This window comes from Maricaulis salignorans, from assembly GCF_900103475.1.
In the GTDB taxonomy this organism is placed as follows: Bacteria; Pseudomonadota; Alphaproteobacteria; order Caulobacterales; family Maricaulaceae; genus Maricaulis; species Maricaulis salignorans.
The window spans coordinates 42,508-56,082 of sequence record NZ_FNHG01000005.1 but is presented as its reverse complement, the minus strand read 5'-3'; the positions used below and the strand labels follow the sequence as shown (position 1 = coordinate 56,082).

Here is a 13,575-nt window from a genome sequence, read left to right as displayed (position 1 = left end):
CCCGGCCAGACGGCCAGCTGGCACGCGCCGCCCGCAAAACGACCCGCACAGCCCCCAACGCAAAGGCGCGCAGCCCTTGGGGGCCACGCGCCTGTGTTCGGTCCACTTCGGTGATAGTCCTAGCCGACTTCGGCGGGGATTTCGTCGAGGGTTTTTTCCATTTCCAGGAAGGAAGGCTGCATCTTGGTCGGGATGCCGCCGCGGCCGATTTCGACCGAAATCTGGGCCGCATTGCCGTGCAGATGGGCGACCAGGACGCTCTGGATGATTTTGTAGAACTGGCTCTCTTCGTCGTAGATCGCCGTCATATAGGCGGCGAAGGGGCCGACAAAGCCATAGGCGATGAAGACGCCGAGGAATGTCCCCACGAGCGCGCCGCCGATATAGCCACCCAGCACGGCCGGCGGGCTCTCGATCGCGCCCATGGTCTTGATCACGCCGAGCACGGCGGCCACGATACCCAGTGCAGGCAGGCCATCGGCCATGGTCTGCATGGCATGGGCTGGATCCGCGGCCTCGTGATGGTGTTTTTCCAGCTGATTTTCCATGTGGTCTTCAACCTGGTGCGGATCTTCCAGGTTCATGGTCATCATACGCAGCGTGTCGCAGATGAATTCAACGGCGAAATGATCCTTCATGATCCGCGGATAGCGCGTGAAAATCGCGCTCTCTTTCGGATTTTCAATGTGAGATTCAAGCGCGATCACGCCCTTGGTCTTCATCATCTTGGTCAGGAGGAAGAGCAGGGAAAGCAGGTCGGTATAGTCCGACGCCTTCCATTTGGAGCCGGTGAAAACCTTGCCCAGATCGCCCATGGTTTTCATCACGGTCTTGGGCTTGTTGCCGATCAGGAAGGCCCCGGCAGCCGCGCCGCCAATCATCATCATCTCGTAGGGCAGCGAGTGCAGGATGACGTCGAAATGGCCGCCCGAGAGGGTGAACCCTCCAAAGACCATCACGAACACGACCACAATGCCGATAATCTGAAACATTTAAACGTCCACCCGTTCCACATCCGGACATTGATGCCGCCCGATTTGAGAGCACTATGACGCGTTAAGCTTAATGTCCGGTTGAACAGGCGTTATCGGGAGGTTTACGGAACAGTGGCTTGCCAATTCATGCAAAGCTGCTGAAGCTTGCCGCCCGATGACCCCGCTCTACGACCCCACCAACCCGTCAGGCCCGAGACAGCGCACGGCGGCTTTTCGCCTGCTCTTCATCTGCCTGATGGCGACGGGGATCGGCAATAATATGCTGTTCGCCATCCTGCCACCGCTGGCGCGGCAATTGGCGGTGCCGGAATACTGGGTCGGGGCAATCTATACGGTCTCGGCAACGCTGTTCATGACGATGACCCCGATCTGGGGCGCCCTGTCCGACCGGCGCGGCCGCAAACCGCTGATTATTTTCGGGCTCTGGGCCTTTGCCGGCTCGACCCTGATGTTTGGCGCCGCCGCCTGGGCCGGCGAATCCGGCTGGGTACCGCCGCTGGCCGCGATCTTTGCCATGGCGCTGGCACGCACCCTGTTCGGCTCGCTCGGCTCGGCCACCAATCCGGCAGCCCAGGCCTATGTCGCCGACCGGACCAGCCCGGAAGAACGCACCGAAGCCCTGGCCGGGCTGACGGCCGCCTTCGGGCTCGGCGCCGTGATCGGCCCGACGCTCGCCGCCGCCTTCGTCGATATTGTCGGCGTCCCGATCTTCATGGTGATGATTTCGGCTTCGGTGGCTGTGAGCGCGATTGCGGTTTGGAAATTCCTGCCGGAGCAGACGCCGCCGCGCGTGCAGCAACGCCCGCTCAACCCGCTACGGCAATTCGGTTTCGCCGCCGATCCGCGGATCGCGCCCTTCATGATGTATGGCGCCGTGATCTGGATTACCCAGTCGCTGAGCCTGGCGACCCTGTCCTTCTTCATCATGGATGCACTCGGCCTGGATGAGAGTCAGGGCCTGCAAATGTCGGCCATCGCCCTGGCCGCCGGCGCCGGAGCGCTGATTGTGGCGCAGCTGATCGTCATCCCGGCCCTGAAAGCCAGCCCGCGCGTGCTGATGTCGCTGGGCGGACTGATCACCGCGCTCGGCAGCGGCGTGATGCTGATCGCGCCGAATTATGCCGGCATTGTCTTTGCCTATCTGATGACGAGCTTCGCCTTCGGTCTGGCGCGATCCGGCTTTGTCGGCGGCGCCTCGATCGCCGTCACCCCGGAAGAACAGGGCCGCGCCGCCGGGCTGACCACCGCGACCGCCGGTCTCGGTTTCATTATCGGGCCGGTGGGCGGCTTGATGATGTATCACCAGCTGGGCCATCACAGCCCCTATATCGCGGCGGCTGTGCTGAGCATCGCCGCCCTGGCCCTGGCCTGGTGGCATCCGGGCATTGCGCGTGTGACCGCGCCGGTGACGGTGAAAACCGAGCCCTAGATAAGGCCCGGTTCCTGTCATCACCGCCTGGCGCAAGGCCAGGCAATTTGCCGGCTACCAGCCGTCGGTCGTATCCAGGCCGATCAACGGATCGATAATCTCGGCCGGAAGCGGCGCATCCTCGACCCAGACCGGACGTGGCAGATCCTGCGCCCAAAGCGGCGCCTCATGGACCGGGTCGATATCCGCGAGCAGGTCATCATCGGTCAGGCCGAGATTGAGAGGCAGCGCATCATCGCCCGGCAATTCGAAACCCTGCACATCGGTGGCGACCAGAGACGGGACATCCCCGATCATGTCCGTTGGCACGCTATCAATGCCCGCAAATTGCGAAATCCCGGCAACCGCCGCTCCGCCATCGGCAGAGAGGGGGGTGAGAATTTCGCCACGGACATGCCGGTTCCCGGCCTCGTCAGTCAGCCGTGCCAGATCGCGGAAATCATGGAAATCCGTCCAGGCCGCATCAAGCATGTCCTGAAGCGAGGGCGAAATCAGACCGGTTTCGATGCCAACCACGGCACCGGCCAGATCCTGCCAGCCATCGGCCGTGCCCATGACATCAACGCCGGCCTTGTGCGCCGTATCGATCAGACCGGGCCTGTCCGAAGCATCGAGCTCGGGCATGATCTGGACAAACTCCGTGCGGATATCCGCCCCGAACCGGCTGACATGGGATGGGCTTGCCAGCTCGGCCGTTTCGCCTGCCGGCATGGTCCCGACCGGGCCCTGGTCGGGCGCCGAAACGCCATATTCGATAATGCCGATGCTGACCAATTCCGTCACACCATCGGGCGAACCGGTGCGATTATCGGTGACGACCTGGTTTCCCGCACCATTGGTGGTGATCGTGTAGTCACTGGCCTGGCCACTGAAAATGACCCGGTCGGCGCCGCTGCCGCCGTAGAGCACATCCGAGCCGCCACTGGCATAGAAGACATCGGTGCCGTCACCGCCCCGCAGGATATTGTTGGCGCTATTGCCGATCAGCGTGTCATTGCCATTCCCGCCGGTGGCATTCTCGATCACGGTGCCGCGCGCGATCCCGACATTGCCGGTGCCGCCCTGCACGCTGGAAAAATGCTCGGCGCGCAGATCGAGCGTCTGGTTGGCGTTGGAGAGGCCGTAATTCATCGTATCCGTGCCGCCCGTATCCACGATCGTGTAGCTCGTGATCCGGGTGAAGGACGTCGCATCATAAATCGCGTTGCCGGCATTCGAATTGAAGCCGTAAATCGTGTCTCCGCCCCGGATAGTGCTGGCGCTGCCATACATGTTCTGCATGGCAATAATATCGGCGATCTGGGGCGACAGGACGAAGGCATAAGACGCCGTGACATAGGTGTTTTCGGTCTGGCTGAAATAGGACATCACGGTCGATTGCCAGGAATCATTGAGATAGGCAGCATCCACCGCGTAATCCGCGGCGCCATTATAGGGGCCGGCATGCCCGAGTCCGAGCGCATGGCCGATCTCGTGGATATAAGTCTGGAAGGAATAGGAATCGAGCTCGGTACCATAGTTTGTCAGCCATTCCGTCGAGACATTCACGACGGCGGACTGGATCGTGGTCCCGGACAGGACAGAGGTCGAGAACGCGCCTTCCTCGTCATCATCGAACACCATTGATCCACCGCTGAGCACTTCAGTGAAGTTGATGCCCGTCAGATCCGACCAGAGCTGTAGCGCCGCACGCGCCAGGGTTTGCCCGCCCGAGGTCAGGCCAACCAGGCTGACCGTGATCGTACCGCCTTCAGTGACACTCCACTGCCGGGCCGTCTGGCCATTGCCAGCCCAATAGCCTGTCTGCAGGAAGTCCGCGATCTGGTCATTGGTGAAGACCTCGAGCGGCGGCGCGGTTTCAAGCCCGAGCGTGTAGTCGCCGGTGTATCCATCATCCCAGGCTGCAGCCTCGATATAATAGGTCCCGCTCGAATTGGCGGTGTAGCTCAGGAGGGCATTGCGGCCCGGACCGCCATCATCATTGCTGGCGATCAACTCGCCCGTCGCATCATAGAGCCGCACCAGCGGGTCGATGAGTGCGTCACCGCCTGTGCCATCAAGCGAGATCGCATAGCGTTGCCCGGCCGTCAGCTCCACCCGGATCCAGTCCCGGTCACCGACGGTTTCCAACTCGCCGGAATAGGTTTCACCGAGCGCGATCTCGACCTGTGTCGACGGATCGGCCGGCACATCTTCCACCGCTTCGACAACATTGGTCACTGTCACCGCAAGGGACTGGACCGTGCTGTTTGACCCGTCATTCGCGACAACGGACAATTCATAGACATTGTCGGCGTCATCATCGCCCGGCGCTTCAAAATCAGGTGCCGACAGGAAGCGGATAATCCCGGTTGCGCTGTCGATCCGGAACAGGCCGGCATCGTTGCCACCGAGCGAGAAGGTCAGGGTATCGCCCTCGGCATCGGTCGCCCGTGCCCTGACGACGGCAATCTGGTTCTCCTCGACCGAAACCGCATCCGGTGAGGTGAAGACCGGCGCAATGTCATTCACGTTTTCAACCGTGATCGAGATATCCTGCGAGGTCGAGAAAACGCCGTTGGAGACATCCACGGTGATATTATAGACATTATTGCCGCCGGCATCGGTCGGGGCCTCGTAGTCCGGGGGCGCCAGGAATAACAGGCCGCCCCAGTCACCGGCCATTCGGAACAGCGCGGCATCCGGTCCGGACAGCGTGTAGGTGTGAACTTCCGGGTCGCTGTCGGAGACCTGGATCGTGATGGCATCGGTCAGGTTTTCCGGCACGGTAAAATTGGCACCAGAGGTGATGACCGGCCTGGTGTCCGTAACATTCGACACCCGGATTTCCACGTCCTGCTCGGTGGTAAACCGGCCGTCGCTGACGCTGACGACAATATTATAGGCATTGTCGCCGTCAGCGGATTCAGGCGTCTCGTAATCCGGCGCGACCTTGAAGGTCACGACGCCCGTTGCCGGGTCGATATCGAAGAAGGCCGCATCGGTGCCGGCCAGCGAATAGCTCAGCGTTGCCGCCCCCGAATCACCGTCCGTCGCGGTAACCGTAAAGGCTGCGGTCTGGTTCTCGGGAGCGTCCACGCGCACCGCTGATGTGATCACCGGCGGGTTGTCATTGACGGGTTCGAGCACGATCCGCACCAGCTGATCATCAAACTGCAGGGCTTCGATATTGGTCAGGGTGTCGATGCCATCGGCGCCGGTGACCGTCGCGGTCAAACCCGCAATCTCGACCGTGTAGTCCGCGTAATTGCCGGAAAAGACCGCCGTGTCAGTGCCCTCACCGCCATCGATGACGTCATTGCCGAGCCCGCCGGAGAGGACGTCATTCTCGGTCCCGCCGTCCAGCGTGTCGCGGCCCTCGCCGCCATAGAGCCAGTCGCCACCGGCGCCGCCCTCAAGCCGGTCATCACCGGCATCGCCATAGAGCTCGTCGCGGCCATCATTGCCGTAGAGCCGGTCATGACCTGCGCCGCCGCGGATCACGTCGTGACCATTATTGCCGTAAAGCTGGTCATTCTCGGTCCCGCCGTCGAGGTCGTCATTGCCCTCGCCGCCATACAGCCAGTCGGCGCCAGCGCCACCCTCGATCGTGTCATTGCCGGCATCGCCATAAAGCTCGTCACGGCCATCATTGCCGTAGAGCCGGTCATGGCCCTCGCCGCCATGGATCAGATCATGGCCTTCATTGCCATGCAGCTGGTCATTCTCGGTCCCGCCGTCTATCTCGTCATTGCCCAGACCGCCATACAGCCAGTCCGCACCGGCACCACCCTCGATAGTGTCGTCATCGGCATCGCCATAGATGGTGTCACGCCCGGCATTGCCAAACAGCTGGTCCCGACCGTCGCCACCATTGAGCCGGTCATGGCCATCATCGCCAAACAGCTCATCATTGCCGGCCTCACCATTGATGGTGTCATTGCCCAGCCCGCCGGAAATGACATCATTACCCAGCCCGCCCCAGATCTGGTCATTCTCGGAACCGCCATCGATCGTGTCGCGGCCTGCGCCGCCAGCGATCCAGTCGGCGCCGGCACCGCCTTCAATCCGGTCATCACCGGCATCGCCATGGATCTCGTCGCGACCATCATCGCCGTACAGCCGGTCATTGCCCTCACCACCACGGATCAGATCGTGACCCGCATTGCCGTTGATCTGGTCGTTTTCCGTGCCGCCATCGATCTCGTCATTGCCGACCCCGCCATAGAGCCAGTCGGCACCGCTGCCGCCCTCGATCGTGTCGTCGCCCGCATCGCCATAGATCTCGTCGCGGCCGTCATTGCCGTAGAGCCGGTCATGACCCTCGCCGCCATGGATCAGGTCGTGGCCCGCATTGCCCTGGATCTGATCATTCTCGGTTCCGCCGTCGATGTCGTCATTGCCATCGCCGCCATACAGCCAGTCCGCACCGGAACCGCCGTCAATGGTGTCATTGCCGGCGCCGCCGTAAATCTCGTCGCGGCCACCGCCGCCGTTGAGCGTATTGGCCGATCCGTTGCCGGTCAGGATATCACTGGAGCCTGAGCCCACCAGATTTTCGATCCGGCTCAGCGTGTCGCCGGCCGCGTCGCCGCCGCTTCCGGTTCCCGCTTCGAGGTCGACCACGACACGGCGACCGGATTCGGAATAATCGGCCACATCAGTGCCGGCACCACCATCCAGGCTGTCTGCACCGGCGCCGCCAATCAGCGTGTCATCGCCGTCACCGCCGTTGAGCGTATCATCGCCCGCGCCACCGCGCAGGACATTGTCGCCGGCATCGCCGGTCAGCACGACACCGGCATCCGGTGTCACGGCGTCCGGGAGCACGACCCGGCTTCGATTATCGCTGTCCTGGGCAATGCGCGCCTGCTCGGCATCGCGCCCGGTGCCGGTGAAATCCTTCATCTCTTCTCTCCTGAACACCATGCGTGCCAACACGCCGTCGCCAATACATCTCCGGGGACAGAAGAATATGCCCGTCCGCCCGCGTCAATGCTCAGACGGAGCTACTCGCCCGAGGTCACTACGGCACTTGCCGCCATCACCGCATCATACATCGCCCGCCCGGCATAACCATCGGCAGCGTGGCCATTCCCACGCTGGAAGGCGCGCAAGGCCTCGCGGGTCCGCGGACCGGCGAGACCATCCGGTGTGCCCGAATCATGGCCGAGCGCATTCATCGCCGCCTGCATTTCGCGCGTCTGGGTACGGGTCAGCGGGACATCATCGGTCGGCCATGGGCCGACAAATGGTACAGCGCCAGCGATGCGGTCGGCGAGATGGGCGACGCCGAGCGCGTAGGCAGTGGAATTGTTATAGCGCTTGATGACGCGGAAATTCGGGAAGGTGAGGAAGCCTGGCCCGGCGATGCCGGCGGGCAATTCCAGACGTGCCGTCAGCATCAGGCCGTCGGCGCTCCAGCCATGGCCGTCGGCGCGGCTGATGCCGCGCATCGCCCATTCGCTGACGAGGCGGTTCTGGTCGGGATTCCAGCGGCTGACGTCAAAATCATCCGGTACCGAGACTTCGATCACGGTTGGCGCACCGGTCTGCCAGCCGGCGCGGGCGAGCAGATTGGCGGCCGAAGCGAGGGCATCGCCATTATTCGTCCAGATATTGCGGCGGCCATCACCATCGAAATCAACGGCGCGTTCCAGATAGGTGGTCGGGATGAATTGCATCTGCCCCATGGCGCCGGCCCAGGAGCCGGTCAGCTGGTCGCGCGTGGCATAGCCATTATCGATCATGTGCGCGACGGCAATCAATTGATCCTCGGCCCAGCCGCGGCGACGGCCTTCCCAGGCCAGGGTAGCGAGCGCCTGGATGATGTCATTATTGCCCGGGATCTGGCCGTAGGAGCTTTCCAGCCCCCAGATGGCGATCAGGGTTTCGGCCCGCACACCGTATTGGGAGGCGACCGCATCGACGAGCGCGCGATTGCTCTCATAGGCAGAGCGCCCGTTGGCGATCCGCAGGTCAGACGCTGCAATATCGAGATAGGACCAGATCGGCCGCACGAATTCCGGCTGGCTGCCATCGCGTTCGATAATCCGTATTTCCGGTGTCAGCCCGTCGAGCATGGCGGCAACGGTTTCAGGGCGTGCGCCGGCCTCGCTGAGGCGTCCACGAAAAGCATCGCGCCAGATATCAAAGGTCTCGCCCTCGGGTTGGGCGTGAACGGACGGGGCAAGAATCAGGGCCATCAGGCCAATTATGAGCGCGCGGATTATCCCCTCCTGAGGAATTGCGCCGGATCGAGCCCGGCGATTTCGATTATAAGTTTGCGCTTCAGCGCGTCCACGAAATCCTCATGCTCATTTGTGGGCGAAATGAAGGCGCCCGGCCCGGCAATCACCTGTTTCTCAAAATAATCCGCAACATCAATGCTGACCGAGGGCCGAAACGGGCTTTGCCGCTCGGACTGGATCGGCAGGCCATTAATGGTGATCAGCGCGGTTTCAGCACGGGTGCGGGCCTGGGAGAGCGAGGATCCGGAATTCTGCGGCCCGTCACCGGACAGGTCGATCACCCGGCGCATGCCCTGGTAGTCATTGTCCTCGATCAGCGTGATCGAACTCTCGATTGCCGCGCCGATCGCGGTGCGGCGGCCGGAGATGAAGGGCGCAGTCGCCAGGCTGGCCGCGAAAATACGGGCATCGGCCTCGGTGCCAATCACCGTCCAGGGCGCGACGACACGCTGGAAATCGCCGTCCGCCCATTCCAGATACATCACCGCGATACGGCCATAGCCGCCGCCCTGGATCGCCGAGATCACTTCCGGATCGGCCAGCGCCGCCACATGGCCTTCGCGCTGGCGCCGCGCCTCGACCTCATCGATCGAGGAGGAGACATCCACCGCGAGCACGAGTTCGAGATCGACATATTCGCGGCCATCGGCGGTGTATTCCACCGGCCGGGAAAGATAGTCGGGCGGCGCCTCGCTACCGCCGATCAGCAGGGGCGCGATGAGCAGGCATGCCAACGCCAGACCCGGCCTCACGGCGCGCGTCCCACGACGGGCGTGCCGGCATCCGGCAGGGCCAGCTCGGAGCGCGACGGCATGGCACCGGCAATCTCGAGCACAAGCTTGCGCAAGATGGCAACGCGGAACTCATCCTCGGCCCGGGCCGGCAATACGAAAGCCCCCGGACCGGTAATGACATGCTCACGAAAATAGCCTTCGAGATTGACCTCAACCGGTCTGACCCAGCGCCCCTCGCTGGCCGAAATGACCGGCAGGCCATTGACGACGACGCCCGACTGGTTGGCCAGCGCATGAGCGCCTTCCAGCGGCATGCCCTGGTTTTGCGGTCCATCCCCGGAAAGATCGATGATCAGGCGCGGTGCGGTGTAGTCATTGGCGTCGATGCGGCGGACAGCATCAGCGATCGCCGAACCGATCGCGGTGTAGTGGCCACGCTCGAAGGGAGCCGCGGCGACCTGCGCGGCAAAGCCCAGCGCATCTTCCTCGCTGGCGATCACGGTCCAGTCGGCGGCGGCGCGCTGAAAACCGGTATCGGCCCATTCGACATAGGTGACGGCGATCCGCCCCAGCGGCCCACCCTGGATCGAGCGGATCACATCTTCATGCGCCAGGGCCGCGACATAGCCCTCACGCTGGCGATGCGCCTCTTCCTCGTCGACAGAATAGGAAATATCGACCGCGAGCACGAGTTCGACATCAACATCGACGCGATCATCCTGCGCGGCGGCATTGGCCGCCAGCCCGCTCACACAAACGGCCGCGAGGGCGGCCGAAACGCAATTACCAAAATGGATCATGCGGGCGAAACTATGGGGGCCGCCGGGCAAGGGCAACTGACGATGTTGTAAGCTGGAGAAATTGGCCGGCGCGGACGCCGGCCAATCCAGTTCGGAGGTAGTAAAGTGAGCAGGAAGTTTCGCATCGACCTGGAGCTGCAGGCAACGAGTCCATGCGACCTCGTGTATTCCAACCCGGACACAGAATATGCGGCGCGCCGCCGCCGCGCGACGGCTTGGCGACCAACGGCGGGAAGACTGCGACCAGTCGAGCCAGAACCGTTCAATGCATGGAAAAAAGGGGCGAGCCAAACAGGCTCGCCCCTCTCATTCATTCAACTTGCAACCGGGATCCGGTTGAAGCGGCTGCTAGAATGCCCAGTCGAAACCGATCCGGACAGACCGTGGTGGCTGATAGCTGGTCACAGCCTGGTAGTTCGGATTCGGGGCCCCGGAACCGAGGTCGCCATTCTCGTTGAAGTCCGTGCCCGCACTGCTATCGAGCAGATTGAAGACATCGGCCCGCAAGACAAGGTCGCCAAACTGTGCGCTTGGAACCGTGTAACGCGCGGAGAGGTCGAGCCGGGTTTCCCATTCACCCTCAAACTCGGACCCGCGACGCGAGGCCTCGCCCTGGCAATACCAGGAGGCTGCCTGATACGCCGCAGCTGAAGGATCCGTCGGGTGCACACCGCGGCAACCGAACTGGCGCGGCGAGGTGATCGCCGCATTGGCACCGAGCAAAACGTCCTCGGTCAGCTGGTAGGAACCCCACAATTTGAAGGCATGACGACGATGGTTTGGCAGGAAGCCATAGGCATTGTCGGTCAGGCCGGGGTGATCGTAGAGGATCGTCGTGCCGGCATCGGTCTGGCCATTATCGGAGAGCACAGTGCCCTCATAATTGCCGATCGAGGTCGACCAGACATAGGAGCCACGCAGCCCCCAGACGCCGTCAAAGGCGCGATCAAAGGTCAGCTCAAGCGCGGTGTATTCGCGTTCAGCCACCGGGATGTTGAGCTGCTCGGCCGTCAGGTGGATCAGGCTGATATCGGTATCGCCAGGAAGCGGTTCACGCGTCCAGACATCGATAGCCTCGCCTGGATTCATGATCACGTACTGGTGATCGCCCGTCCAGTTCGCCTCACAACCGACGATCCCGTTATCGGCACAATAGGCGACGATGGCATCATCAATGGCGACATCCTCGGAGACGTCATTCAGCACACGCCATGTCGCGCGCAGGCCGAGGGTCCAGTCATCATTGAGCTGGTGTTCAAAGCCGAGTGCGAACTCGTCTTCGCTGGTCGCGGTGAGCTGCTGCGAGGTTTTCGAGATCGCCTGCTCCTGACTACCGTCCCCGAAAACCGAGCAGCCGAGATCGCCGACCGCCTGGAGAACGCCAGCCGGACAGGCAGAGCCGCCACCGATCGCCGTGATGCCGGAGTTGAGCGCGGTGATCGCAGTACCGGGAACAATCGAAGCATTGTTGATATCAGCCGAAGCCAGCTCGAAATACTCACGGACATAGAGGTCAGCACCCCGATAGTTCATGTTCAGTGCTGGCGGAATGAAATAGCGACCGAAGCTACCGAAGACGCGCGTCCCGCCATCGCCAAACACGTCATAATTGAAGCCGAGACGCGGGCCCCAATTGTTTTCGAGGTCGATCGGCGTTTCGCCAATGAGATTGTGCGTGACGAAGTGATCATTGCGCAGACCAATCTGCAGGTTCAGCTGATCCGTCACGTCCCAGGAATCCTGGATATAGAAGGATTCATTCTCACCTTCCACAAGACCACCAAACCGGCCGGTCTCGCTGCGGGCCACGTCTGCACCCGCTGGCAGGCCATAAATCGCAGACGTCCCTGCGGTGACCGTGAACAGGCGCCAGTAGACACCGCCGGAGCGTTCGCTGATGTGATTCAGCGTCAGAGCCTCATTATCATAGCCGACACGCAGATGGTGCTCGCCCATGAAATCGAAGAAGAAGTCGCCATCGATCCGATAGAACTCACGACGCGTATCGTTGAAGTCATTGCTGAACGTGGTCTGCGGACCAACCCGGGTGGCCGTGCCGGAGCGCACATCAATGATGTAGGGCAGGGTTGGATCGAGCGCGGTTGTGGTGCCGGAATCTTCACTGATGCCATAGGCGGCGGAAATCGTGAAATTATCAGTGATATTGCCGGTGTATTTCGCGACGTAGCTGACGCCACCATTCTCGTAGCTCGTCCCACCGATCACGCCGCCGATCGTGTCCACGCCGTCGAACGCAAGCGCTGTCCGTGTCGTTGTCCGCGTTGTGTCAAAATAGGTGAACTCAAGATGATGATCGTCGGTGACATAGCCATCGAGCTTGAAGCCGAAGAACGGATCATCCCGCTCGTCGATATCAACCGATCCGCCCGAGATGGAGGCGTTCGAGTTGTAATAGTCATTGTGCTGGTAAAGCCCATAAGCGAACAGACGGTCCGGGATAAGTGCACCGCCCGCTTCGACCGTGACATCCCAGGTCGTGTTGTCGTCAAGCGCATTGCGCGAGAGATAGGTGTCCGGGCTCTGTGCACGCAGAGCCTGAGGCGTCCAGTTGCCGTGGATCGCGAACATGAACTCATTGGTGCCCGATTTGGTAACACCATTGATCACGCCGCCAGTCGCACGACCGAACTCGGCCGGATAGCCACCATTCTTGACCTCAACCGTCTGGTAGAAGTCGAACGGCACGGTTGCGCCACCGACATAGGTGTCGAAGTTCGTGATGTTCAGACCGTTGATATAGAATGCATTCTCGGCAGAGGACCCGCCGCCGATGGCCGGCACATTCGCCGCGCCGCCGACTGCGCCAAAGGCGGTGTCGCCCTGCACAACCGTCGGAGCCAGCTGGACCAGCGCCTCGATCGAACGACCGATCGGCATGGTGGCCATCATCTCGCCCACATCCATATTCAGGCCGGACGTGGTTTGCTGGAATTGCAGCTGCTGCACCGCAGAACCGGTCACCGTGATGACATCACTCGAGCCGGCCGGCATGGCCTGGAAGCTGTAATTGGACTGGCCACCGACCGTAATGCGGATCGTGTCGGCCATGTCGGCGAAACCCGGGGCCGTGATCGTCACGGAATAGTCGCCCTGAGGCAGCAAGGTCGCGCGGAAGACACCGTTGGAGCCGGTGGTCAATTCGCGCGTGAAACCCTGGGACTGCGACACGAGCGTGACATTGGCACCGGCGACCGGCTCGCCGCCTGGCGTTGCCACGGTGCCCGAGATGGCGCCCGTCGTGTAATCCTGCGCGCTGGCGACCGGCGTCAGCATGGGCACTGCGACAACCCCCGTCGCGAGCGCCATTGCGTAGGCGGTCGAGCCCAGCAAGGCATGTTTGATGCGATTCATGATATTCCCCTTGGA

General features: G+C 62.1%; 7 protein-coding genes. 1 reads left to right on the top strand and 6 read right to left on the bottom strand.

Annotated elements, in window-relative coordinates; all coding sequences use genetic code 11:
- Nucleotides 1–119: 119 nt before the first annotated feature.
- Entirely contained in the window at nucleotides 120–992 is an 873-nt protein-coding gene (motA, locus tag BLT42_RS06030) for a flagellar motor stator protein MotA (RefSeq protein ID WP_091768373.1), read from the bottom strand.
- 157 nt (nucleotides 993–1,149) lie between these two features.
- Between motA and BLT42_RS06025 the strand changes: the two genes are divergently transcribed.
- Entirely contained in the window at nucleotides 1,150–2,424 is a 1,275-nt protein-coding gene (locus tag BLT42_RS06025) for an MFS transporter (protein ID WP_091768370.1), read from the top strand.
- Between the two features lie 54 nt (nucleotides 2,425–2,478).
- Here BLT42_RS06025 and BLT42_RS06020 read toward each other — a convergent pair whose 3' ends face one another.
- From BLT42_RS06020 to BLT42_RS06000, 5 genes are all read right to left on the bottom strand, one after another.
- Nucleotides 2,479–7,311 carry a M10 family metallopeptidase C-terminal domain-containing protein gene (locus BLT42_RS06020; protein WP_091768367.1) on the bottom strand — a complete coding sequence of 1,611 codons (4,833 nt, stop codon included), beginning with the start codon at nucleotides 7,309–7,311 and terminating at the stop codon, nucleotides 2,479–2,481.
- A gap of 101 nt (nucleotides 7,312–7,412) precedes the next feature.
- The gene (locus tag BLT42_RS06015) at nucleotides 7,413–8,609 is read right to left on the bottom strand and encodes a lytic murein transglycosylase (protein WP_091768365.1); all 1,197 of its coding nucleotides are present in this window, start codon (nucleotides 8,607–8,609) and stop codon (nucleotides 7,413–7,415) included.
- Between the two features lie 23 nt (nucleotides 8,610–8,632).
- On the bottom strand, nucleotides 8,633–9,406 hold the full coding sequence (locus BLT42_RS06010; RefSeq protein WP_091768362.1) for a DUF1194 domain-containing protein: 774 nt from the start codon (nucleotides 9,404–9,406) through the stop codon (nucleotides 8,633–8,635).
- Complete coding sequence (locus BLT42_RS06005; RefSeq protein WP_091768359.1) at nucleotides 9,403–10,188, bottom strand: DUF1194 domain-containing protein; 786 nt, start codon at nucleotides 10,186–10,188, stop codon at nucleotides 9,403–9,405. Before BLT42_RS06005 ends, BLT42_RS06010 begins: the two co-directional genes overlap by 4 nt.
- A 348-nt stretch (nucleotides 10,189–10,536) precedes the next feature.
- Nucleotides 10,537–13,560 carry a TonB-dependent receptor gene (locus BLT42_RS06000; RefSeq protein WP_091768356.1) on the bottom strand — a complete coding sequence of 1,008 codons (3,024 nt, stop codon included), beginning with the start codon at nucleotides 13,558–13,560 and terminating at the stop codon, nucleotides 10,537–10,539.
- Nucleotides 13,561–13,575: the final 15 nt, after the last annotated feature.

Excerpts from the sequence above, each read along its gene's own strand:
- motA (WP_091768373.1), bottom strand. The coding sequence starts at position 992 with ATGTTTCAGATTATCGGCATTGTGGTCGTGTTCGTGATGGTCTTTGGA.
- BLT42_RS06025 (WP_091768370.1), top strand. The coding sequence starts at position 1,150 with ATGACCCCGCTCTACGACCCCACCAACCCGTCAGGCCCGAGACAGCGC.
- BLT42_RS06020 (WP_091768367.1), bottom strand. The coding sequence starts at position 7,311 with ATGAAGGATTTCACCGGCACCGGGCGCGATGCCGAGCAGGCGCGCATT.
- BLT42_RS06015 (WP_091768365.1), bottom strand. The coding sequence starts at position 8,609 with ATGGCCCTGATTCTTGCCCCGTCCGTTCACGCCCAACCCGAGGGCGAG.
- BLT42_RS06005 (WP_091768359.1), bottom strand. The coding sequence starts at position 10,188 with ATGATCCATTTTGGTAATTGCGTTTCGGCCGCCCTCGCGGCCGTTTGT.
- BLT42_RS06000 (WP_091768356.1), bottom strand. The coding sequence starts at position 13,560 with ATGAATCGCATCAAACATGCCTTGCTGGGCTCGACCGCCTACGCAATG.